Genomic DNA, 23,226 nt, shown 5'->3' with positions numbered 1-23,226 from the left:
CATAAGGTATTAGTATGAATTCGTTAAAACGAAAAGGTACTTTCTACACGCTTAAGAGAGATGAAAAGCCACGTAAAGGCTCTGAACCTAAGATTATTCTGACTAGTTTCTTAGGTGTTCTTATCCCTTCGGCCATATTGCTAACGATGCCTGTTTTCTCTGTTACAGGGCTTAGCTTTACGGATGCGTTGTTTACCGCGACTTCCGCGATCAGTGTGACAGGTTTAGGTGTTGTTGATACGGGCGAACACTTTACTCTGGCTGGTAAAATCTTACTGATGTTCTTGATGCAAGTGGGCGGGTTAGGGCAGATGACTCTATCTGCGGTACTGCTCTATATGTTTGGTGTTCGATTAAGCTTGAAGCAACAAGCCTTAGCGAAAGAAGCATTGGGACAAGATCGAAAAATCAACCTTCGAAAACTGGTCAAGAAGATCATCATCTTTGCGTTAGTCGCTGAATTCATTGGCTTTGTATTGCTCTGTTTCCGATGGGTTCCTGAAATGGGATGGGCAACAGGAAGTTTTTACGCACTTTTTCATGCAATATCAGCCTTCAATAACGCAGGCTTTGCTCTGTTTTCAGACAGTATGATGAGCTTTGTTGACGACCCATTAGTGATTTTTACGCTCGCGGCTCTGTTCATTTTTGGTGGTTTAGGCTTCACGGTAGTGGGTGACCTATCCAGTAATTGGCGTAAAGGTTTCAGACATCTACATTTACATACCAAGATAATGCTGACTGCAACACCGACTCTACTGTTAGTGGGTACGATATTGTTCTGGTTGTTGGAGAGAAGCAACTCCGCGACCATGGAAGGTCTATCGGTTCAAGGACAGTGGCTTGCGGCATTTTTCCAATCAGCAAGTGCTCGTACTGCTGGCTTTAACAGTGTCGATTTATCTCAATACACACAGCCTGCTTTATTGGTGATGATCGTGTTGATGCTGATTGGTGCTGGCTCTACCTCAACAGGTGGTGGTATTAAGGTATCAACCTTTGCTGTTGCCTTTGTCGCGACTTGGACCTTCTTGCGTCAGAAGAAGCATGTAGTGATGTTTAAGCGCACTGTCACTTGGCAAGCGGTAACCAAGTCATTGGCCATTATTGTGGTTAGTGGGGCGCTATTAACCATCGCAATGTTTTTGTTGATGCTTACCGAAAAAGCCGCCTTTGATCGAGTCATGTTTGAGGTGATCTCTGCGTTTGCAACAGTAGGGTTAACTGCTGGATTAACTGCGAACCTAACGGAGCCTGGCAAGTACATCATGATTGTTGTGATGGTCATCGGGCGTATTGGTCCGCTGACTCTAGCGTATATGTTAGCTCGTCCAGAACCTTCTTTACTCAAGTATCCAGAAGATACTGTGTTAACGGGTTAATAATGTTAACAGACTAGGGTTAACCCTTCTTTTTAATGCGCTAGAAAAACGAAAGCCAGCGATATGCTGGCTTTGTTGTTTATGAATAGAATACTGTTGGTGAATTGAACGAGTTGGGATTGAGTCTGTGATTAGCCCTCAAACATCTCAACGTATTCTTCGTAACCTTCTTCTGCTAATTTATCCGCTGGGATAAAGCGCATTGCGGCTGAGTTCATGCAGTAACGTAAACCTGTAGGTTTAGGGCCATCTTTAAATACATGACCTAGGTGAGAGTCACCAAATTTACTACGGACCTCTGTTCTTGGGTAAAGCAACTTGTAGTCAGTCGTAGTTACCACGTAAGCCTCACTGATTGGCTGTGTGAAGCTCGGCCAACCTGTACCTGATTTGTATTTGTCTTTTGAAGAGAACAGCGGCTCACCAGTAACGATGTCGACGTAGATACCTTCCTGTTTGTTATCCCAGTATTTGTTATCAAACGGGCGTTCTGTCGCGTCATCTTGTGTTACGTCGTATTGAAGTGCCGTTAGCTTGGCTTTGATCTCTCCATCAGACGGCTTAACGTAGGTTTTAGCATTGGCTGTCGCATTCTTACCATCGATGATCTGACGGAGTGTTTGTGGGTTATCCTTTCTATCGTCCCCGAAGATTTTATCTAAGTACTGGTCACGACCTGATGCGTAGCGGTAGTAGTTATAACGAACCTTGCTCTTCTTGTAGTAATCTTGGTGATAATCTTCTGCTGGCCAGAACTTCTCAAACTCAATCAGTTCTGTCTTAAGTGGTTCACCAAAGATCTGAGCCTTGTCGATCTCCATCATGAAGTTTTGAGCGACGTCTTTTTGCTCTTGGTTATGGTAGAAAATAGCAGGTCGATATTGAGGGCCTCTGTCTACGAATGATCCTTTGTCATCTGTTGGGTCGATGTGTCGGAAGAATTGGTCAAGAACCTGTTCATAGCTAACCACATCTGGGTTATAGGTCACGTTGATTACTTCGATGTGACCCGATTTACCCGAAGAAACCTGTTTGTAGGTTGGGTTTTCCAGTTCACCACCAGAGTATCCAGAGATAACGTCGGACACGCCTTTTAGTTTCTCTAGATCGGACTCCGTACACCAAAAACAACCACCAGCCAGTGTCGCGATTTCACTTTTACCTGAATTAGCCGTTTTATCCATTGTATTGGCAGTGCCAGTCTGGCTTACAAACAGCGAAATCAGTGGTAGCGCAACCACGAGTGATACCAATATTTTAGATAATTTATTCATAGATACCTCATCTTGACGTTCTTCTCATTCGATTTTGAATGTACGAATAGAGACAGGTTTTAGATGGAAAAAATTGCATCATTCACAAAAAAATATGTCGCCGAGAAAATCTTGCTCATAAATGCCGCCAGTAGTAGGGTGTCAGTATTGATATCCAATAATAGACAGTGATGGCGGTTATCGTACATCTAAGGAACAACATGCAAGCAGAAGTTAAATGGGTCGAAGGCTTTAAATTCCTAGGTCAATCTCAATCTGGCCATTCTGTAGTAATGGATGGCAGTGGTGGTGCAACCGCGCCAAGCCCAATGGAAATGGTCCTTATGGCCGCTGGTGGTTGTAGCTCTGTTGATGTCGTAGATGGTTTGAAATCTGCAGGCCAGAACATCACAGGCTGTAATGCAAAACTTGAAACGACACGTCGTGAAACAGCACCAAAAATCTTTACCGTGATTAACATTCACTTTGAAGTGTCTGGTGACAACCTAGATCCTGAGTTGGTGGCTAAAGTATGTGCTGATTCGTTAGAAAAATACTGTTCAGTATGTCTAATGTTAGGTGCTGGCGTAGAAATGACTCACAGCTGGGAAATCGTTTAGTTTTCGGTTTGTATAGCTTAGCTTGGGGTCGGTACTTTTCGGCTTACGGCTTATTAGTAAAGACAGATAAAGAAAAGGGCGGAGCACTTTGAGTGCTCCGCCCTTATTATTTCGGCTAAGGTAGAGTGCTATTATTCAGCAGTTTCTACGATAACTTCTTCAACTTGTACTTCTTCTTGGTATTCGAAACCAGGGATCGTTGCGTCAACACGACGGTTTTGAGCACGACCTTCAGCTGTATCATTTGATGCAACTGGGTTCTCTTCACCTTCACCTGTAGCAGTGATACGTTCAGCTTCGATACCTTGTTCTTCGATGTGTGCAGCAACTGCAGCAGCACGTTTCTTAGAGATCATCATGTTGTATTCAGCAGCGCCTGTTGAGTCAGTGTGACCAACAACAACAACAGTCGATTGAGGGTGAGCTTTTAGAACTTCAACTAGAGGTTGTAGTGCAATCTTACCGTCTGTAGACAGCTCAGTGCTGTTAGTTGCGAACATTTCTTGAGAGTAGCTCTCTGTTTGTGCTTTAGTCACAACAACAGTACTTTTCTCTTCAACAACAACTGCAGGCTCTGTGATTGGCTCAGATGGAGCTTGAGTCACTGCTACCGCAGAAGCTGCTGCTGCCGCCGCTGAAGCAGTTGTGTTACCAGTACCGAAGTTGTAGCTAACACCAACAGACAATAGGTTCGAGTTTAGGTCTTGAACGAAGTTGTCGTCGAAGTCATCAAAGTATTGGTATTCAACACGTAGTGCCCAATCAGAAGAAAGCTGCTTCTCTACACCGATACCAGCAGAAAGTACAACGTCATCTTCCCCACCGTGAGAGATGTAAGCAGGACCTGCTTTGAAGAATACGTCAAACTCTTGTTGTACTGGAAGGCGGTACATTGGCGTTAGTGAGATTGCGATTAGTGGATCGCTGAACGCAGCTGTTGTGCCGTTCTTTGAAAAGCTTGTTTTGTAATCACCAAGGAAGTCAGAGCTTAGCTCAATACCAAACTTGTCATTAAAATTGTAGCCAGAGTAGATACCAGCACCGATTGCATCATCATCACATTTTTCACCGCTTACGCATGCGCTATCTAACCAGCCCACGCCCACTTTAGCACCAACATAAGTTGTAGCAGCGATAGAAGGTGCTGCTGCTAGGCCTGAAGCGGCAACAACAGCACACATGATTTTCGACAGTTTTTTCATAATCTTATCCTTGGATTAACTCTTATTGTTATCTGAACTTACCAGTAAAACGATCACTTATTGGGTTACGACACTGCTTATAATAAGTAAATCAAGGTGTTGGTTCAGCTGAACCTATTTCTTTCTCAGTACTTATATTGTTAATCTGATTGCGTATTGGAGTCAATGAAATTGTTAGATATTATACATTTAGATGGCTTTTATTATTAATTTTATCATTTATTGGAATGCCTATATTTAAAGCTATAGCCTAGCCTCGTGCATTTGCCAGTGACTTTGAGGGGAATAAGTAAAAAACTTGCGCTTTATCATGCTTATAAACGCAAAATCCCCATCCAACATGTTTAACTCGGTTGAGTACATGATTAGATAGGGATTTGAATTGGATCTGTAGCGGCCTTTTCACGTTTTGCATCACGTGAATAGCTCGACCTTGTTTACGGGCGCTCACCCGCCAATAAACGTTTCTCGATATCTGTAATCACACTAGGTAAGTCTGCAATAGTATCGATCAGGTAGTGAGGGTTTGATTTATTTAGCTTCACGCTCGCTTTTTCACGTGCTGCTGCCAGTGTTGCTTCGTCTGCGTCTAAGTATTCTTGGTACGTTAATCCAGCCTCGTTACCTGATAGAACAAGGCCTACCGTCCACATGCCTGCATTGTGACCTTCATCGATACCCGGTGCTGCGTCATCCACTTTCACACACGCTGCAACGTTCGTTACACCTAGGTCAATGACGTTTTTAAGCGCCATGAATGGAGCAGGGCGACCGCCTTGAGGTAAGTCATCCGTTGCAACTACGTTGTCTGGTCGGTAGCCATAATCTGCGGCAGCAGGAATCAACACATCCATCACTGCGCGTGGGTAGCCTGAACAAGAACCGATCTTCACGTTCTTATCTTTAAGGTCATTCACCACTTCAATCGCGTTTAAAATTGGCGCTGCGTGGTCGGCTACTTTCGCTTTTTGAAGAGGCATGAATGCCGCGTAGATCGCATCAACGTCTTCACTGGTCATAGAGCGTCTGAACTGGACATTCCAACGAGCATCAACCGCAGGGATTCGACCCACCGCTTGGATATGGTCCCATTTACCGATACCCATAGGTTCTCGAGCTTCAGCTAAGTCGATGTCAAAGTCGAAACCTTGTTTGAATGCTTCAACGAAGATGCTAGTTGGAGCAAACGACCCAAAATCAACGATAGTGCCAGCCCAGTCAAAGATAACCGCTTGGATAGGTGATGTTGTGTTCATAATAGTGTCCTATTTTTGTGTCACTCCCAATCCAAAGTTCTGGGAGAGTAAATGATTGTTTTAGGTTATTGGTTTAGATGTTGAATTAGAGAATGAATTAAAGGTATTCAAAATCTTTGCAGACTTTGGCTATCGCTTTTTCGAATACAGACAGAGCAAGTTCTAATTCGCTGCGACTGATGATCAATGGCGGGCTTAATTGAATCACGTTACCTTGTGACACCTTGAAGCTAAGGCCATCGTTCAGACATTGGTAAAGTACGGCTTCTGCTTCATCGAACGCTCGGGTTTTGGTGATATGGTCGGTGACCAACTCAACGCCCCAAAGCAGGCCGATGCCGCGAACGTCACCAATAACTGGGTATTTCTCTTTCATTTGCAGCAGTTGTTCACGAACGAATACGCTGTCCGCTTGCACTTTTTCAAGTAGGCTTTCTTGCTCAATTACTTCCATGGTGGCCAGTGCTGCCGCGCAGCCGATAGGGCTTTTCTCATGGGTGTAATGACCCAGTGAAACTTGCGCTGCCGTGTTGTATTTGTCTTTGGTGACCATGGCGGCAATTGGAACCAAGCCGCCACCAAAGCCTTTACCGATACATAAGATGTCAGGTTCGATATCAAACGCTTGGTGAGTAAACCATTCGCCGCCACGACCCATGCCATTTGGGATATCATCAATGATCAACATGACGTTGTGTTTGTCACAGATCTCACGGATGCGCTTCCAGTAAGCCTTACTTGGCACTTGAACGTCTGTGTTACGAACCGCTTCGGCAATGAAGGCACCGATGCCGCCTTCTTTTTCAATGACATACTCTAAATAGTCGGCATAGTGAACATCGCATGCAGTTTCATTCGCATTGACTCCGCTATCCCCGTTAAGCGGGAAAGCACCACGATAGGAGACCGCTGGTGGAATACGTTCTACGCCAGCCATTAATGGTCCCATGCCTTCGCGGAAACAAGCTTCCCCGCCGACAGAGATAGCGTCCAATGACGCACCGTGGAATGAATCCCACAAAGAAACGACCTTGAAGTTGTTGGTTACATGTCGAGCCAGTTTGAGTGCCATACCAATAACTGAAGTTCCACCTGGAGCAAACAACACGCGATTCAAATCACCACCGCAGATCTGTGTTAGCTTTTCTGCGCACTGAACGGCTGTTTCATTGGTAAAGCGACGCGGTGAAAACGGCAATGACGCCATTTGTCGAGTCACTTTATTAATGATGTGTGGGTGACCATAACCCAGCTGATGAACATTGTTACCGTGAAAGTCCATGTACTTCTTGCCTGTTGCATCTTGAATGTAAATACCTTCTGCGGCTTCAAGTGTGTCTAGGCAAGGCGTTGACATCGCTTGATGAAGAAATACGTCAGAGTCACGTTTTAACATCGCTTGAGTTGCATCATCGTTTAACGACTCGTTCCATTTCTCACGCGCTGGCGTGGTGTTCACATCGCCTTCGCTTCGAAAGTGCGTCGCTTTTAGAGTTGGCTCTTGATTGGTCGTGGTCATTATTTGATGTCCCAGTACATAGCGTTTTTCACTGCGCCAATGAGGGCTTCAATGTCAGAAGGGTAAACCTCACCGATGTTACCGATACGGAAGCAGTCTGCGTTTGAAACCTTGCCCGGATAAATCACAAACCCTTGCTCTTTCAAACGGTCATAGAATTCCTTGAATTGGTAATCGCTATGAGTGTGAGAATAGAAAGAGGTGATAATAGGTGAATGAAGGTCATCATTTAACAGAGGCTCAAAACCAAGAGAGCGCATACCTGCAACCAATGTGGTTTGATTGGTTTGGTAGCGATTGTGACGAGCTTCGATGCCGCCTTCTTGTTCCAGTTCAAGCAGGGCTTGGTAGAAAGCACGTACTGTGTGGGTTGGAGATGTGAAGCGCCATTTACCGTGGTTGCTTTCCATGCAGTGCCATTGGTCAAACAGGTCAAGGCTTAATGAGCGAGCTTGGCCTTTGCACTTTTCCAGTTCCGATTGCTTGGCGATAACAAAGCCGAACCCCGGTACGCCTTGGATACATTTATTCGCTGAGCTGATCATGTAGTCGATGCCTAAGTCAGCAATATCCATCGGGATACCGCCAAAGCTCGACATCGCATCAAGAATGACGGTTTTGTTGCGCTGCTTTGCCAATTTGGCAATGTCTTCAATTGGATTCAGCATGCCAGTCGTGGTTTCACAGTGCACAATCGCAACGTGAGTAATGTCTGAATCCATGGCCAATGCCGTTTCCATTTCGTTCAAGTCAGGCTGTGATGTTTCACCAGGGGAAACGACATGGCATGGAATGTTTAAATAGTCTGCGATTTGAGCTATACGAGCGCCGTACGCACCGTTATCAACAACCAGAAGCTTACCGCTGTTAGAGATAACACTGCCAATCGTAGCTTCAACTGAAGCTGTGCCGCTACCTTGCATTAAGACACTTGTATATCCCGCTTGCTTAGTCGCCAAAGTCACTAGCTTGCTACGAATTACTTCAACAATGTCTTTGTTGTATTCATCATCCCAAGTACACCAGTCTTTTAGCATCGCTTGGCGAACGGTTTCAGAAGTAGATAGAGGACCCGGTGTCAGTAGTAAGTATTCGTTTCTCATGTTCAATTCTCGTGATGTTCATTTTGGACTATACCAATATTTACAGTTACTTTAACAACCAATTTAAACGGTCGTAAATAGCCCAAACATCATTTTCACAAAAGCTTCATATTAAAATTGGCCACTTGTCTTGATAAATTTTCCGATCTTTAAACTGCCATTTTTTGTTCATTTAATCGTCATAAAAGCCAGTTAGCTTAATACTCGAAATCTGGTACATACCAATGTGTAGGGTGTGTGCTAACAATCTAAATGAATTTATGGATATAGAAGCCTCTAGATGGAGCTTCTAACTTCTAACCTTGGCATCGGGCCTGACTGGAGAAAATGATGAAAAACCGTTTTATGAAAGGATCACTTGCAGCATTAGTTACTCTATTAGCTGGTAATGCTTATGCAGCACAGGAAGTGACGGTTTACACAGCTTTTGAAACTGACATTTTAGCGAAATACAAAAACGCATTTGAAAGTGAAAACCCAGACATCAACATCAAATGGGTTCGTGATTCAACAGGAATCATGACGGCAAAATTATTGGCTGAGAAAAACAACCCTCGTGCAGAGGTCGTGTGGGGCCTTGCAGGTTCTTCAATGGCTTTACTTAAAGAAGAGGGCATTCTTAAGCCTTACACTCCTCAAGGTGTAGAAGCGCTGCGTTCAAACCTCAATGATCCGCAATCGACTCAAGCTTGGTATGGCAACGATGCATTCTTCAATGCGGTTTGTTTCAACGAAGCGGTAGCGAAACAACTTAACCTACCTGCACCTAAATCTTGGGATGACCTAACTAAGCCTATCTACAAGGGTCATATTGCAATGCCAAATCCAGCGTCTTCTGGTACGGGTTACATGCAAGTGTCGGCGTGGCTACAAAACATGGGTGAAGACCAAGGTTGGAACTACATGCAGAAGCTAGATCAAAACATCGCTCACTACACGCACTCTGGTTCTAAGCCATGTGTTCAAGCGGGTATGGGTGAAGTCGCTATCGGTATTTCTATGGCGAGCCGTGGCGCTAAGCTAAAAACTCAAGGTGCACCACTTTCTGTGATTACGCCTGAAGGTATCGGTTGGGAATCTGAAGCGGTAGGTCTTGTGAAGCCGTCTGATGCAGCGCAACGCGTTGTCGATTGGTCTATCTCTAAAGCAGCAAACGAGCTTTACATCGAAATGTACCCAGTTGTTGGCCACAAAGATGTGACGGCAACAATAGAAAACTTCCCTAACGTCGAAAAGAACATGGCAAAAATGGACTTTGCACGCATGGGCAGCGAGCGTGCAGACGTATTGAAAACATGGTCGGAGAAGTTTGACGCTAAATCAGAGCCAAAATCTTAATCTATCGAGCTAGTCAGTTAATTAACTATTGAGTTCATTAGAAGTTAGAAATCAGTAAAGGAAGGCTTCGGTCTTCCTTTTTTAGTTTTACGCCTTTAGGTTTTAAGTAAGGTACGACAAATGACAAAACATTACTCATATTGGTTCAAGCAAGCACTAGAACAGGAATTTGGCAGTATAGGTGCAGGTCTAGAATCCGCGAAGCCACTGCAAAAAGACGTTAACTGCGACATCGCTATTGTTGGTGGCGGTTACACAGGATTATGGACGGCGATTTTAATCAAACAGCAGCAACCTCAAAAGCATGTTGTTGTGATTGAAAAAGGCTTGTGTGGCAGCGGAGCTTCTGGCGCGAACGGTGGCTGCATGTTGACGTGGTCGACTAAGTATCCAACGTTGAAGAAGCTCTACGGAAAAGAACAAGCAAAATGGCTGGTTAAAGAATCGGAAAAGGTCATTTACGAGATCAAAGCTTTCTGTAACGAACACAACATTGACGCGCATCTGTATCGCAGCGGCACTTATTACACGGCGACCAATGAAGCGCAAAAAGGTGGAATGGAACCTGTTGTGAATGAGTTGGTCAAGCAAGGCATAAATAGTTGGAAGAAGTGCGATCAGTCATTACCCGATAAAGCTGGGTCAGATCGTCATATTGAAGGTTATTACTCAGAGGCTGCGGGTAGTGTGCAGCCAGCGTTATTGGCTAGAGGTTTGCGTCGAGTTGCTATTGAACTAGGTATCGAAATTCACGAAAACACAGAGATGACTTCGCTCGATTATGGCTCTCCGGCTCGAATCCAAACCAAGGGCGGTTCTGTATTTGCCGACAAAGTGATTTTGGCACTCAACGCATGGATGCTTGATCACTTTAAAGAGTTCAAACGCAGTATTGTGGTTGTTTCGTCAGATATGGTGGTAACCAAACCAATTCCAGAAAAACTTAAACAGTTTGGTCCAGAGAAAGGAGCTGCGGTGGTGGACTCACGCATCTTTGTCCACTACTACCGAGACACCCAAGACGGACGACTCATGCTTGGTAAAGGTGGCAATAAGTTCTCGTTTGCCAATCAAGTTGAAAGCATGTTTAACCAAGCCACTCATTATCTGCCGATTCTCAACCAATCCTTCCAAAAACTGTTCCCTAAACTGGAACAAAGTGAATTCGATTACAACTGGTCGGGTGGTTCAGATCGATCGGTAACAGGATTGCCATTTTTCGGTAATCTAAAAGGCCAAAACAACATCTATTATGGGCTCGGTTACTCAGGTAATGGTGTTGCTCAAACTCGTATGGGCGGAAAGATCTTGTCGTCCATGGTACTCGGAACCGATAATGCTTGGACGTGTTGTGGACTAACCAAAGGACCGCTTGGCCATTTCCCGCCAGAGCCATTCCGTTGGGTAGGGGCAATGATGGTTCGCGATGCGGTACGAAGAAAAGAGAACGCGGAAGATTCTGGTAACACACCATTGTGGCTGGATAAGCAATTGGCGAAGCTAGCTGGTGCGGCAGGTAAAGCCGACAAGGTAGAGTAAATCTGTCGTTTAGATTTTTTCTCGCCCGCTAAGTCTGAGTTGGAAGTTAAATTTGATTTGAAGTGAGAATTGATATGACGACCCCGCTGTATGTATTTGATCTAGATGAAACACTCATGGACGGAAACAGCGCCATGATTTGGAATGAGTTTTTGGTTGAGAAAGGCTTAGCGAATGAACCTAGCTTTCTGAACGAAGAACGCCGACTTATGACGCTGTATGTTCAAGGTATTCTTAATGAAGGTACTTACCTTGAATTTGCTACACGCTCTCTAGCAAATAAGACACATCAAGAGGTGTGTGCTTTATTAGAAGAGTGTATTGATAGCAAAGTACTGAGCAAAATCTTTCCTCAAGTGATGCAGGGGAGTTGGTCTTCCAAAACACAAGGGCAGCCGATGGTGATCATTTCTGCGATTGTCTCATTCATTCCTGCGTGCGTAGCGAAAAGGCTTAATATTCCGAATGTTGTCGGCATCGAATTGACGGAAGAATCGGCTCAACACACTGCCAAAATTCTAGGGCTTCCAAATCATCCATACGGCAAGAGTGTTGGTTTGAAAGAGTGGCTAGAGCAGCACAGTACTTCGTCTCATCAACGTCAAAACAGTGGTGAGTCAATCAACGACTTGCCTCAATATGAATTGGCTGATCGCCCTCATTTAGCTAACCCACACGAACGTTTAACGGCTCGTTCGGATTCCGCTCCACGATATGCGATCTACTGATCTCAGTATTGGTAGAAACAATAGGTATAACAATAAGCAAGCATTGATATTTGGCGGTGAAAAGTACATTGGCTTTCACCGCCAAATATTTTTCTGAAGCCATCGGTTTTCTGTAAGTTATTGAATGTTAGAGCTTGTTTAACTTGCATTCTCCTCCACTAGAATGAATTTTATTTCTGCAATATAACTGTCACTTAGCTTCTATAAATTTGTCACTCAACTGAAATATTCAAAGTTTAAATTTGGTATATACCATTTAAAGAGTGCTGTAGTATGAGCAACCAAACTTATTTGAATATTGAAAACGTTGTAAAGCAATTTGGCCAATTTACAGCGCTAAAAGACATCTCCTTATCGATCGAAAAAGGCGAGTTCGTCTGTTTCCTTGGCCCGTCTGGTTGTGGAAAAACCACCTTATTACGTGCGATTGCAGGTTTAGATTTACCAACTTCTGGCTCTATCGAGCAAAACGGTAATGACACGACCTTCTTGCCGCCAGAAAAGCGCGACTTTGGCATCGTGTTCCAGTCTTACGCTTTGTTCCCGAATCTTACGGTTGAAGAAAACATTGCGATTGGCCTTAAAAATCAAGGTATGTCGACCAAAGAAGCCCTTGAAACGGTGGAATCTTGGTTAGAAACCATAGGCTTGCCAACGTCGGGTCAGAAATTCCCAAATCAACTGTCTGGTGGACAGCAGCAGCGTGTGGCTTTGGCTCGTGCTTTGGCTTTGTCTCCTGGCTTGCTACTCCTTGATGAACCGCTGTCTGCATTGGATGCGAAGGTAAGAACACACCTGCGCGATGAGATCTGCCAACTGCAACGCAAGCTGGGCATCACCACTATTATGGTGACGCACGACCAAGATGAAGCTTTGACCATGGCAGACCGCATTGTGGTAATGAATCATGGAGTTATCGAGCAAGTCGGCGCTCCGCAAGAGATCTACCAAAAACCGGTAAGCCGTTTTGTAGCTGAGTTTGTGGGCAGTATGAACTTCATTCAAGCGTCTGTAGCAGCTCAAGGCAAAATGCGTATAGCTGAGTCTATGCTGCCATTGCCTGGGTTAGACAACCTGACGCCAAAGCAGGGTGATGTGTTTGATATCGCGGTTCGTCCAGAGCAAATCCAGTTTGTTGATCGTTTTAATGAATCCTTACCTGTTCGAATCGTATCAAGCGAATTTCTAGGAGCTTTCTATCGCGTGGAGTGCGAGTTGCAACACGACTCAACCGCGAAAGAGATCATCGTTGATGTGCCTGTTAAAGAGTTCAATCGATTGAAGCTGCGCCGCAGTGATATTCGTTACGTGGCATTCGATCAAGAAGGCCTGAGAGCTTACTCATCGAAAAGCTTGCAAGTGATGAAAGACGAGGCGGCGTAATCAATCATGGAATCGACTCAAATGATGCAATCTAAGCTGCTATTTCAACGACGAGTACAACCTTTTCTTGCTCGGTTGAGTAAAGACAACGTTATCCTATTTGGGCTGTTGGCATTTTTGTCTGTAGTCATGACACTATTTATTCTGATGCCACTGTGGGCAATGTTGAAAAAGAGTGTTCAAAACGCAGATGGCGAATTTGTCGGTTTACAGAATTTCGCGACGTATTTCGCTTCTCAAAGCCTGTGGCAATCCGTTGGTAACACATTTACGTTGGGCTTGTTGGTAACGACTGTGGTTGGTGTTTTAGCGTTTGGTTATGCCTATGCTTTGACTCGTTCATGCATGCCTTTTAAGGGACTATTTCAGGTACTAGGTTCTGCGCCGATTCTTGCGCCGTCGTTGCTTCCAGCAATCAGTTTGATCTTCCTATTTGGTAATCAAGGTATCGCCAAAGAAGTCCTGGGTGGAAACTCGGTATACGGCTTGATTGGTATTTCACTCGGCTTGATATTTTGGACTTTTCCGCATGCCTTGATGATTCTAACCACTTCACTGAGAACGTCCGATGCCCGTCTTTATGAGGCAGCCCGCGCTCTAAATACTTCATCGCTTAAAACCTTCTTCATGGTGACCTTGCCTGCAGCAAAATATGGCTTAATCAGCACTCTGATCGTGGTGTTTACGCTGGTAGTGTGTGACTTTGGTGTACCCAAGGTTATTGGCGGCAGCTACAACGTTCTATCGACGGACATCTTTAAACAAGTGGTTGGTCAACAAAACTTCTCGATGGGTGCGGTGACCAGTATCTTGTTGCTATTGCCTGCGCTACTTGCGTTTACAGTTGATCGTTGGGTGCAGAAGAAACAGAAGAGTTTGTTCGATACTCGTTCTGTCGCGTACCAACCAGAACCAAATACCATGCGTGATGGCTTGTGTTTCCTTTACTGCACTATCATCTCGGCTGCTGTCGTTATCGTGTTAGGAATGGCGATATACGGTTCTATGGTGACCTTCTGGCCTTGGAACAAAGCGCTTACGCTGAACAACTATAATTTCGCAGAGATGAGTACCTATGGTTGGACTCCGTTCTTCAACTCTCTAACGCTTGGCGCATGGACTGCCATTATCGGTACCGTGTTGATTTTCTTAGGTGCGTACTGCATTGAGAAGGGCAGAGCATTCGGTCCTGTTCGTCAGGCGATGCAGATGCTCAGTGTTGTGCCTATGGCGGTTCCGGGGATGGTGTTGGGTTTGGGTTATATATTCTACTTCAATGACTTAAGTAACCCTCTCAACTTCTTGTATGGCACGATGGCGTTCTTGGTTATCAATACCGTGGTTCACTACTACACAGTAGGGCACATGACGGCACTAACTGCGCTGAAGCAGCTACCTTCGGAAATTGAAGCTACGGCTGCCTCAGTTAACTTACCGCAGTATAAGTTGTTCTTTAAGGTGACGGTACCTGTTTGTCTGCCTGCGATTTTAGATATTGCGACATACCTGTTTATTAATGCACTTACCACGACATCTGCGGTAGTATTCTTGTATTCTACTGATACGATACCTGCGTCAGTTTCAGTACTGAATATGGACGATGCGGGGCAAACCGGTGCAGCAGCAGCCATGGCGGTAATGATCATGATCTCTGCGGCGAGTGCGAAGTTGATTCATATGTTAATCAATAAGTTATTCGAGAAGCGCACCCAAGCTTGGCGCAAGCGCTAGCGAACCATTTATATTGCAGTTGGCCAAGGAGTGGCTGACGACAAGAACAAGAATGAAAGGAAATTAAGTGCAGTACGTAAAAATCAAAGATGTCATCGTAGAGCAGATAGAGTCGGGGATGTTAACGCCACGACAAAAGCTGCCTGCAGAACGTAAGTTAGCTGAATCGTTTGATACAACACGCGTTACGTTACGTGAAGCGTTATCTTCGCTCGAAGCGGAAGGGCGTATTTACCGAGAAGATCGCCGTGGTTGGTTTATCTCACCAGCGCCACTTCGCTACGACCCAACACAAACACTGAACTTCACTAATATGGCTCTGACGCAGAATCGTAAGCCGAAAACAGAGTTAGTGGCAGCGAAAGGGATGTTGGCAACCAAGGAGGCGACTAAGCTTCTTGAGTTACAACCGTTCTCAGACGTTTATCGAGTCGACAGAGTTCGCTACCTTGAAGACAGACCGGTTGTGTATGTGACGAACTATATTCGACCAGAGTTGTTTCCTAACTTGCTCGATTATGACCTGTCTAAATCTCTGACGGACATCTACCGCGAGCACTTTGGTGTGGTGTATCAGAAGATCCGTTATCGTGTAAGCACAACGTCTCTGTTGGGAGAAACCGCGCAAGCATTGCGTGCGACTTCTGGTTCTCCTGCAATGGTTGTCGAGCGTGTTAACTACAATCAGAACGGCGATTTGATTGACTGCGATATTGAGTATTGGCGTCATGACGCGATCAGCATCGAGTCGATAGCGCAGCTAGATCGTTAGTCGTACGTTAGAACGCTGGCACATCTCACTTTAGGGATTTGCCCAACTGGAATGATCAAAGGTCTCTTATCTGGAGGCCTTTTTTATCCCCTGTTTTCAGCGATTGCTTTTATTAGTCAATAAGTTAGGAATGAAATGGAATTCTCTGCCATCATCATCGTGATTATTTCGGCTCTGCTGCATGCGGGTTGGAATGTCTTAGGTAAATCAAATCAAGGCTCTGGCTCATCTTTCTTCTTAGCGTCAGGCTTTGCCGCTGCCGCGATTCTTACTCCCTATTTGATTTGGTATGTCTACAGTGTCGGCTTTGCAAACATCACGATTCCATTCTGGCAGTTGCTCTTCTTGAGTGGCATTTGCCAAATCATCTATTTAATCGGCTTAGGCATCGCCTATAAACAGGCTGATATTGGTGTTATCTACCCAATGGCACGAGCGCTGCCTGTGTTAATGGTTGGTTTGGGAACCGTATTGATTGGCTATGAGTTGTCATTGAATCAATGGATTGGCTTTGCATTGATCACGTTAGGCTGTTTGTTTGTTCCACTGAAACAGTTCTCTGAGCTGAGGCTGAAGGCTTACCTAAACCTTGGCGTGTTGTGGGCACTCATCGCTGCTATTGGCACCACGGGCTACTCCATTATTGATAAAGAAGCGCTTCTATTATTGGAGCCGTTAAGCACGCCTACCATTACTAATAAACACACGGCGATTTTCTACCTAGGCATTCAATTTTGGGCGATCGTGATTCCTCTGAGTATTTGGTTGTTGCTGAGTAATCAAAGAGTCGAGTTTACCAACGCGTGGAGACTACGTAAGAAAGCTACAGTGGCAGGCATTATGATGGCATCGACTTATGGCTTAGTGTTATTTGCAATGACCATGACAGAGAACGTCAGCTTGGTTGTGGCACTTAGGCAAGTAAGCATTATCTTCGGTGTCGTGATGGGGATCTACTTTTTAAAGGAAAAGTGGCACATGACTCGCGGTATAGGCGTTGTTTTCATCATTGCCGGTTTAGTTATCTCACTGACTTAAAACACGCCTATTAGACTAGATTACTTTGAGATACCTTCAATGAGATTTATCTGAGAAACTAAAACGCCCTTAGCGATACGAATTTCGTTAAGGGCGTTTCTATTTGTCTTTGATGCTTTTAGCTTAAGTACTTGTGTCGCAAGGCTCTTTAGCTCGCTAAAGTTTGAGCATCTTGTTGTTTCAGAACTTTATGACCATCTTCAGTGACGCCACGTTTCCAGTAGCTACTGATGTAGATGTTCTCTTTTGCGACTTCTTTTTCGTTACGGAAGTACTGTCTCAGCTCGCGCATGCTTTCAAATTCACACGCTGTCCATACTGAAACCTGACCGTCTAACCATTCTATGTTGCGAACGGTTTGCGATAGTGTTTCTTCAGTTTTATCTTCAATCAACCAAGTGATTTTGATGCCTTCAGGTGCTTCAAGAGCTTGCTTGTCTGCTGCTGAATTGATTTGAACCACAGCGTGGCCTGTCGCGTGCTCTGGAAGTGTTTTTACCTTTGCAGAAAGCGCAGGGAGTGAAGTCATGTCTGCGACTAAGAAGAACCAATCTGACTCAAGGTTCAGTCCTTGAATTAAACCTGGGCCAGCCACTGAAATAGTATCACCCACTTGTGCGCTCATTGCCCATCTTGCAGCAAAGCCACATTGCAAATCTTTAGTGATGTGGCGAACGAAATCGACTTCGATGAATTGCTCTATTGGGTTGTACTGACGAATGGTGTAGGTGCGCATGGTTGGACGCTCACCTTCATTCAATTGGCTCAAATCACTGGTGCCTAGTGGCGAGAATAAAAGCTTGATGTAGCCGCCGGCACATTCTGTTGGGTATTTACTTAATCCCTCACCGCTCAGCGTTATACGCTGCATGTTTGGAGTAATGGTTGAGGTTTGAGTAACGGTTAATGTGATAGGGCTAGGCTTGCTCATATAAGGCTCTCTTAGATTTTGATTCCGACATCATAATCCTGAACCAGAAAACACTCAATACTAATAATTATCATTTACTGTAATTTACATAAGTGCAATCTAACCAGAATTCATCGATCTATGTTGGTAAAACTCATCGACAAAAAAGCCCTTTAGAGAACTAAAGGGCTTGATGTGTTGGCGCGGTTGAACGTGAGAGTAATTAGCTGTTAGCTTGCTCTAGTTCAATCGTTTCATCAGCGGCTTTTGCAGCTTCTAGCATCTTACGAATAATGAATGATGCTGCCATCGCAATACCTACCATCACGACTGCTAGAACAGTCAGCATTTGGAAGTAATCGCCGTAAACCGTTTGCACGATCTCTTGTGTGATCTCTTGACCTTTCTCTAGTGCAATTGACGTTGAGAATACTGCACCAACAATGCCTGATAGGGCGATTGCTACAGAGAACAAGCTCACTGAGAAGTTCTCGATGTGCTTAGGTGCAACAGACAGAATGAACGCCACAACCATAGAGCCAACAATTACTTCACCAAATGCTAGGAAGAAGTGGATTGCTAGGAATACTTCAGGACGAATCAGAACGTCGTCACCCACTGTGGTCACGGCCATTGTCAGGATACCGAAAGCGATAGCCGTTAGAATGAATGAGAAACCTACTTTGGTTGCGGTAGAGAAGTTAATGTTTTTCTTTTCTAGGTTAGAGAAGATGCCTGCAATGATAGGGCCTGCAACCATACACCATAGTGGGTTCATTGCCATTGAAGCTTCTGGAGCGACAGGGATGAAGCCAAATAGGTCACCACGCATTGTGTTGATCGCTACCATAGTCATTGATGTCATCATTTGACCGTAGTACACGAAGAAACAGGTGGTAAGGAATGTGATGATTAAGATAGTGCCCATCTTGAGCATGTCTGATTTCTTCGATTTCAACATCAAAGAAACAAAGTAGACGATTGCTGCACCGCCAATTGCATATACGATGTTTTGGCCAATATCCATGTTAGAGAACATGAAGAATACCAAGCCAATCATAGCGGCAGAAAGACCAAGGAACGCTGCCCAGTTTTTAGTGCTTACTGGTTGTTGATCGATCTCTGCACTTGCTTCAACAAGGCCCTTGCGAACAAAGATCATCATTAGAAGCGCAGCGCCCGCTAGAACAGCTGAAAGAAGGAAACCGCCGTGGAAACCAACAACAAGCACGAGCATTGGGAACAAGTATTGGCCTAGTAGTGCACCAATGTTGTTTACTGAGTAGTTGATAGGGTAGCAGTTTTCAAAATCTTCTTGAGTTTTGAACGTGCGTTTGTAAAGACTTGGGTAAGAAGGAGACATCAAACCACGTGCATAACTTGCTAAAGCGATACCACATAATGCCATTGGCACATTGGTTGCTGCTGCACCGAGTACCAGTAAAACATAACCACTTGCGAAGCCTAAAAAGGCAATGGTTAAAGAACGGTAAGCACCTAAAAATTTGTCGGCGATGAAGCCACCTGCGATAGCAAACAGTGGTCCGATTGCAGAGAAAGCACCAACGACCATCATGGTGTCAGCTTCATTGTAGTTCAGGTCTTCAAGGAAGAAACGAGTCAAGATCACCATGACGCCATAGAACGAAAGTCCAAACATCATTTGGCAGAACATCATTGATTTGTTTAATCTATTCCACATTATTTTATTCTCACATTAGTATTAATATGTAGTGTAATTACCCAATTATAATACCATTGCCAGTAATACATAAACTGAAACATGTATCCCAAACCGGACTTTGCTCGATATATCTTTTCTTATGAGTGCATTCATATTTCTCATGAATGAAATTTGCAATGTTAGATTTTGCTAGTGGATGCGTGGCTGTGTAAAAATTAGCCGCCTTCATTTGTGGCTAAGTAATGAACTATTAAAGAGAAAGTTAGCGAGATTCATTCGGTAAATATTTTTAAGTGAATATCACTTTCAATTGGCGGCTGAGTTCTCGTCAATAAAAAAGCCAGCTTGGCGGCTGGCTTTGTTTTGATATTGAAAACTAAGTTTACAAGAATGCCGTCTCTAAAGGGGCTCTCTGTACTAGTCTTTTTGTCTGTTATTCACACGGTGGTGCCATGTGAATCACCGCCAAGCCGCCTAAAGACGTTTCACGGTACTTCTTGTTCATGTCTTTACCTGTTTGGTACATGGTTTCAATAACCTTGTCTAACGAGATAAGACACTTGCTGGTGCGCTTCAACGCCATACGTGATGCATTGATGGCTTTCATCGCACCCATAGCATTACGTTCAATACACGGTACCTGTACTAGCCCGCCGATTGGGTCACATGTCATGCCCAGAGAGTGCTCCATTGCAATCTCAGCCGCAATGCAGATCTGCTCGTTACTGCCGCCGCGTAGGGCGGTTAAGCCAGCAGCTGCCATTGAGGAAGAAACGCCAACCTCACCCTGACAACCCACTTCAGCGCCAGAAATAGAAGCATTGGTTTTGTACAGGATGCCGATAGCACCAGACACCGCTAAGAAGTCTTTCAGTTGTTTAGTATCCAGTTCTTTGATGAAACGATGGTAGTACATTAATACTGCAGGAATAACACCAGCAGCACCGTTGGTCGGTGATGTCACAACTTGGCCACCCGCTGCATTCTCTTCGCTTACTGCAAAGGCAAACAGGTTAATCCAATCCATGATCTCCATTGGATCATTTTCAATAGAGGCATTCGCTTCGAGCTTCTTCAAAAGTGCAGGCGCTCGGCGTGTGACTTCTAGGCCACCATCAAGGATACCTTCGGTGTCGAAGCCACGTTGCATACACAGAGACATCACCTTCCAAATTTGGTCAGCTTTCTGGTCGATCACATCCATGCCTTGGAATGACACTTCGTTGCGTAGGACTAAACCACCAAGGCTCAGTCCATTTTGGTCGGACAGTTCAAGCAATTGATCGGCAGAAGAGAAGGGGAATTCAACTTGTGTTTCTGACTCTTGCTTGCCATTCTGAAGTTCATCAGCAGTTGCGATAAAACCACCACCAATCGAGTAGTAGGTTTCCATGTCCAGAAGGCTGCCACTTTCATCAAAGGCAGAGATAGTCATGCCGTTTTCATGAAGGGGTAGATTGGTTTTGTGGAAGAGTAGGTCGCTCTCTACATCGAAATGAATTTCATGGTTGCCACTCACCATTAAAGATTTATCTTCAATTGCTTTACGCATGGCCGCATTAGCGCTGGTTATTTTGATCGTATCAGGGCGGTTGCCAAGTAGGCCTAACAGGGTTGCACGGTCGGTGTGGTGACCAATGCCTGTTAGTGACAATGAGCCGTATAAGTCAATTTGAATACGGGTAACTTGACCAAGTACAGATTCAATCTTTTGGGTAAAGTTGAACCCAGCGATCATTGGTCCGTTGGTATGGGAGCTGGAAGGCCCGACCCCGATTTTGTAAATGTCAAAAATAGACAGCATAGTAACTTCCTGTGAAGACGGTTCGATGTACGAACTCTGTGTAAAATTTGTATTTTGTTCGTTTCACTGTTCATGAAACATTTTTAGTCGAGCTTGTTCTGTGCTTGAAACGTCTCTTTATATTGAAACTTGTGTTAGCAAGCTCAGAACAATGAAATGCAAGAGCGTGTTATTTTTGCTTCAAAGCGCCACGTCTATTCCTGCATTGCTTTAGGTGTTGTCATCAATAGTGAGCATTATTGCGAGCAACCTAAGAGAATTTAAAAATACTTTTGTTACTGGATATTGTATACATAATTCACTCTATCTAATCACCAAAACGAGACTTGAACATAAAATGAGCATTAATCACCTCCTTATTGTGCTGGGTAAGCGACTTAATGAGAATAAATTGACTGATGAAGGAATCAGTCGAGTTGATGCTTTAGTTGGGTATCTGGCGGAACTTTTGGTTGAAGAGTCGAATCAGCAAACGGCCGTTGCATTTTGTGGCGGGGTAACAAAGGGGCAAACTCTCTCTGAAGCGGATGCAATGCACCAGTATTTTCGAGAACTTGAAGCTCAGCGTGAACATCCATTTAACTTGGGTGCAATCTTACTAGAGCAATTTTCGACAAATACGGTAGAGAACATTCAGAATTTGGCTTCAGAAATGCTTGAGAGCGGGCTGTTTACTCGCAGGCAGAGTGTGAAAGTAACGTTTGTTTCTAACGATTATCACTTGCAACGTATCTTTGAGATTCAAGCGTTGATGGACGAGCAAGGCTTACTTAAGGTGCTTATTGAAAAGTGTTCAGCGCTGGGTGTAGAACTACAGATAGATCGCAAGTTGGAATCTCATATTCCGGTGCCATACCCACACCAAACGACTCAAGGCCAACTGTTTTTGTTGATGGATGTACTAACGACCTACAGAGTTTATCTTGAAGGCGTTAGCGCTGGGGCGTTTCAACGAGATTTAGATATCGTTAGGGAAGAGCCACAAAGACTCTCCGTTGAAGCGTTGGTTAAATCAAAAGAATTGGTAGGGCATTCATCTCTTTTTGGTATCGTGGAAAGCCTGCTTCCGGTTTTGGAGCGTTGTATTCAACAGACTCCAGTGGATACTGACATTAAAAAAGTCAGGGAATATCTAGCACTACTAGACACTAACCTGACTTTATTGAATCGATATTTAGATCCAGAATCGGATCACACACATCGCTGGTGGCGATAAGCAGTTATTTCTTTCTCGTGATACCAAGAACCGTCTTTAGGCTGGCAAAAGCGATTAAACAATAGGCCAGTAGCTCGGTACCTTCTTCGGCGATATTTTTAACCACGCGAACGTAATCATCACCCATAACATTGTGCCAAAAACTGCCCATGCCAAACAGGCGAGAAAATACCAAGAGCAGCATGACACCGGTAACCAAAAGGTTCATGTGCGGAGATGCTAGGATCAGCGCCAGTTGATCAATCGTGCGCTTACCGTTCTTTACAGCATAAAAAATCGCGCTACCAGCAACTAAAAGTGCAGGTACAACCCATGCGCCATGTACAATTTTGTCAAACCAAAAGTCCATCTCACGGATAAACATCACAGCAAAGAAGGCACTGATTAGAAGGGCAGCATGTTTAACTTCGCTTCTCTCTCTTGCGAGATAAATAAAAGAACCAGAAGTCACGACAAGCAGTAATTGCTGGAGCATCTCAGTCACTGAGATCTCACCCACATTGCCATTCAACAATACAAAGTCAATTCGAAGTGCAAGGTTCGCGACAATACTGATCGCCAATACGACTAACGCTGTCTGACATCGTTTGTAGATAACTTGAGAAGTTGATTGCGACAGCGTGAACTCTGGGAGCTCAAGTGACATATGAGTTTGTTCTTTGGTTTTAGATTGGCTTTTCATATCAATACGGCTTGTAATATTTTGTAACAGGCTGGCATTCTATCGTTTCGAGTGTCTCTACAATGT

The 23,226-nt window shown here is 44.4% G+C and carries 19 protein-coding genes; 10 read left to right on the top strand and 9 right to left on the bottom strand.

The window, feature by feature from the left end:
* Positions 1-14 precede the first annotated feature (14 nt).
* Positions 15-1,382, top strand: a complete 1,368-nt coding sequence (locus L1D37_RS02565; RefSeq protein WP_239846761.1) for a TrkH family potassium uptake protein — start codon at positions 15-17, stop codon at positions 1,380-1,382.
* A gap of 131 nt (positions 1,383-1,513) precedes the next feature.
* On the opposite strand, the gene msrB is transcribed toward L1D37_RS02565, so the two are convergent.
* A complete protein-coding gene (gene msrB, locus L1D37_RS02560; RefSeq protein ID WP_239846760.1) occupies positions 1,514-2,656 on the bottom strand; it encodes a peptide-methionine (R)-S-oxide reductase MsrB in 1,143 nt (380 codons plus the stop codon).
* A gap of 200 nt (positions 2,657-2,856) precedes the next feature.
* Between msrB and L1D37_RS02555 the strand changes: the two genes are divergently transcribed.
* Positions 2,857-3,255 carry an OsmC family protein gene (locus L1D37_RS02555; protein WP_017068628.1) on the top strand — a complete coding sequence of 133 codons (399 nt, stop codon included), beginning with the start codon at positions 2,857-2,859 and terminating at the stop codon, positions 3,253-3,255.
* A gap of 131 nt (positions 3,256-3,386) precedes the next feature.
* Here L1D37_RS02555 and L1D37_RS02550 read toward each other — a convergent pair whose 3' ends face one another.
* From L1D37_RS02550 to phnW, 4 genes are all read right to left on the bottom strand, one after another.
* Positions 3,387-4,457 carry an OmpA family protein gene (locus L1D37_RS02550; RefSeq protein WP_176679939.1) on the bottom strand — a complete coding sequence of 357 codons (1,071 nt, stop codon included), beginning with the start codon at positions 4,455-4,457 and terminating at the stop codon, positions 3,387-3,389.
* A gap of 437 nt (positions 4,458-4,894) precedes the next feature.
* Entirely contained in the window at positions 4,895-5,713 is an 819-nt protein-coding gene (gene phnX, locus L1D37_RS02545) for a phosphonoacetaldehyde hydrolase (protein ID WP_239846759.1), read from the bottom strand.
* Positions 5,714-5,810: 97 nt separating this feature from the next.
* Positions 5,811-7,232, bottom strand: a complete 1,422-nt coding sequence (locus L1D37_RS02540) for an aspartate aminotransferase family protein (protein ID WP_239846758.1) — start codon at positions 7,230-7,232, stop codon at positions 5,811-5,813.
* Positions 7,232-8,335 carry a 2-aminoethylphosphonate--pyruvate transaminase gene (gene phnW / locus L1D37_RS02535; protein WP_239846757.1) on the bottom strand — a complete coding sequence of 368 codons (1,104 nt, stop codon included), beginning with the start codon at positions 8,333-8,335 and terminating at the stop codon, positions 7,232-7,234. The genes L1D37_RS02540 and phnW overlap by 1 nt, the downstream gene beginning before the upstream one ends.
* A 327-nt stretch (positions 8,336-8,662) precedes the next feature.
* Between phnW and L1D37_RS02530 the strand changes: the two genes are divergently transcribed.
* From L1D37_RS02530 to L1D37_RS02500, 7 genes are all read left to right on the top strand, one after another.
* A complete protein-coding gene (locus L1D37_RS02530) occupies positions 8,663-9,673 on the top strand; it encodes a putative 2-aminoethylphosphonate ABC transporter substrate-binding protein (protein ID WP_239846756.1) in 1,011 nt (336 codons plus the stop codon).
* Between the two features lie 120 nt (positions 9,674-9,793).
* Positions 9,794-11,212, top strand: a complete 1,419-nt coding sequence (locus L1D37_RS02525; protein WP_239846755.1) for an FAD-dependent oxidoreductase — start codon at positions 9,794-9,796, stop codon at positions 11,210-11,212.
* Positions 11,213-11,286: 74 nt separating this feature from the next.
* The gene (locus L1D37_RS02520) at positions 11,287-11,940 is read left to right on the top strand and encodes an HAD-IB family hydrolase (RefSeq protein ID WP_239846754.1); all 654 of its coding nucleotides are present in this window, start codon (positions 11,287-11,289) and stop codon (positions 11,938-11,940) included.
* A 273-nt stretch (positions 11,941-12,213) separates the two neighbouring features.
* Positions 12,214-13,323, top strand: a complete 1,110-nt coding sequence (locus L1D37_RS02515) for a putative 2-aminoethylphosphonate ABC transporter ATP-binding protein (RefSeq protein WP_239846753.1) — start codon at positions 12,214-12,216, stop codon at positions 13,321-13,323.
* Positions 13,324-13,329: 6 nt separating this feature from the next.
* On the top strand, positions 13,330-15,054 hold the full coding sequence (locus L1D37_RS02510; RefSeq protein ID WP_239846752.1) for a putative 2-aminoethylphosphonate ABC transporter permease subunit: 1,725 nt from the start codon (positions 13,330-13,332) through the stop codon (positions 15,052-15,054).
* 67 nt (positions 15,055-15,121) lie between these two features.
* A complete protein-coding gene (gene phnR, locus L1D37_RS02505; RefSeq protein WP_239846751.1) occupies positions 15,122-15,826 on the top strand; it encodes a phosphonate utilization transcriptional regulator PhnR in 705 nt (234 codons plus the stop codon).
* Positions 15,827-15,961: 135 nt separating this feature from the next.
* Entirely contained in the window at positions 15,962-16,864 is a 903-nt protein-coding gene (locus tag L1D37_RS02500; protein WP_239846750.1) for an EamA family transporter, read from the top strand.
* Positions 16,865-17,012: 148 nt separating this feature from the next.
* Here L1D37_RS02500 and L1D37_RS02495 read toward each other — a convergent pair whose 3' ends face one another.
* From L1D37_RS02495 to L1D37_RS02485, 3 genes are all read right to left on the bottom strand, one after another.
* Complete coding sequence (locus L1D37_RS02495) at positions 17,013-17,795, bottom strand: siderophore-interacting protein (RefSeq protein WP_239846749.1); 783 nt, start codon at positions 17,793-17,795, stop codon at positions 17,013-17,015.
* 202 nt (positions 17,796-17,997) lie between these two features.
* Complete coding sequence (locus L1D37_RS02490; RefSeq protein ID WP_128644377.1) at positions 17,998-19,476, bottom strand: peptide MFS transporter; 1,479 nt, start codon at positions 19,474-19,476, stop codon at positions 17,998-18,000.
* A 415-nt stretch (positions 19,477-19,891) separates the two neighbouring features.
* Positions 19,892-21,262, bottom strand: coding sequence for an L-serine ammonia-lyase (locus L1D37_RS02485; RefSeq protein WP_017631269.1), 1,371 nt, complete (start codon positions 21,260-21,262; stop codon positions 19,892-19,894).
* Positions 21,263-21,599: 337 nt separating this feature from the next.
* Between L1D37_RS02485 and L1D37_RS02480 the strand changes: the two genes are divergently transcribed.
* On the top strand, positions 21,600-22,478 hold the full coding sequence (locus L1D37_RS02480; RefSeq protein WP_239846748.1) for a YdcF family protein: 879 nt from the start codon (positions 21,600-21,602) through the stop codon (positions 22,476-22,478).
* Between the two features lie 4 nt (positions 22,479-22,482).
* Here the strand turns inward: L1D37_RS02480 and L1D37_RS02475 are convergent, their stop codons facing one another.
* Positions 22,483-23,160 carry a hypothetical protein gene (locus L1D37_RS02475; RefSeq protein ID WP_123961972.1) on the bottom strand — a complete coding sequence of 226 codons (678 nt, stop codon included), beginning with the start codon at positions 23,158-23,160 and terminating at the stop codon, positions 22,483-22,485.
* Positions 23,161-23,226: the final 66 nt, after the last annotated feature.

This window comes from Vibrio sp. Isolate33 (genome assembly GCF_022397895.1).
In the GTDB taxonomy this organism is placed as follows: Bacteria; Pseudomonadota; Gammaproteobacteria; order Enterobacterales; family Vibrionaceae; genus Vibrio; species Vibrio pomeroyi.
The sequence above is the reverse complement of the archived record's forward strand: the minus strand, read 5'-3'. Positions and strand labels throughout refer to the sequence as shown.

Bases quoted from the DNA above. Each gene is read 5' to 3' on its own strand.
- L1D37_RS02565 (WP_239846761.1), top strand. From the start codon at position 15: ATGAATTCGTTAAAACGAAAAGGTACTTTCTACACGCTTAAGAGAGAT.
- msrB (WP_239846760.1), bottom strand. From the start codon at position 2,656: ATGAATAAATTATCTAAAATATTGGTATCACTCGTGGTTGCGCTACCA.
- L1D37_RS02555 (WP_017068628.1), top strand. From the start codon at position 2,857: ATGCAAGCAGAAGTTAAATGGGTCGAAGGCTTTAAATTCCTAGGTCAA.
- L1D37_RS02550 (WP_176679939.1), bottom strand. From the start codon at position 4,457: ATGAAAAAACTGTCGAAAATCATGTGTGCTGTTGTTGCCGCTTCAGGC.
- phnX (WP_239846759.1), bottom strand. From the start codon at position 5,713: ATGAACACAACATCACCTATCCAAGCGGTTATCTTTGACTGGGCTGGC.
- L1D37_RS02540 (WP_239846758.1), bottom strand. From the start codon at position 7,232: ATGACCACGACCAATCAAGAGCCAACTCTAAAAGCGACGCACTTTCGA.
- phnW (WP_239846757.1), bottom strand. From the start codon at position 8,335: ATGAGAAACGAATACTTACTACTGACACCGGGTCCTCTATCTACTTCT.
- L1D37_RS02530 (WP_239846756.1), top strand. From the start codon at position 8,663: ATGATGAAAAACCGTTTTATGAAAGGATCACTTGCAGCATTAGTTACT.
- L1D37_RS02525 (WP_239846755.1), top strand. From the start codon at position 9,794: ATGACAAAACATTACTCATATTGGTTCAAGCAAGCACTAGAACAGGAA.
- L1D37_RS02520 (WP_239846754.1), top strand. From the start codon at position 11,287: ATGACGACCCCGCTGTATGTATTTGATCTAGATGAAACACTCATGGAC.
- L1D37_RS02515 (WP_239846753.1), top strand. From the start codon at position 12,214: ATGAGCAACCAAACTTATTTGAATATTGAAAACGTTGTAAAGCAATTT.
- L1D37_RS02510 (WP_239846752.1), top strand. From the start codon at position 13,330: ATGGAATCGACTCAAATGATGCAATCTAAGCTGCTATTTCAACGACGA.
- L1D37_RS02500 (WP_239846750.1), top strand. From the start codon at position 15,962: ATGGAATTCTCTGCCATCATCATCGTGATTATTTCGGCTCTGCTGCAT.
- L1D37_RS02495 (WP_239846749.1), bottom strand. From the start codon at position 17,795: ATGAGCAAGCCTAGCCCTATCACATTAACCGTTACTCAAACCTCAACC.
- L1D37_RS02490 (WP_128644377.1), bottom strand. From the start codon at position 19,476: ATGTGGAATAGATTAAACAAATCAATGATGTTCTGCCAAATGATGTTT.
- L1D37_RS02485 (WP_017631269.1), bottom strand. From the start codon at position 21,262: ATGCTGTCTATTTTTGACATTTACAAAATCGGGGTCGGGCCTTCCAGC.
- L1D37_RS02480 (WP_239846748.1), top strand. From the start codon at position 21,600: ATGAGCATTAATCACCTCCTTATTGTGCTGGGTAAGCGACTTAATGAG.
- L1D37_RS02475 (WP_123961972.1), bottom strand. From the start codon at position 23,160: ATGAAAAGCCAATCTAAAACCAAAGAACAAACTCATATGTCACTTGAG.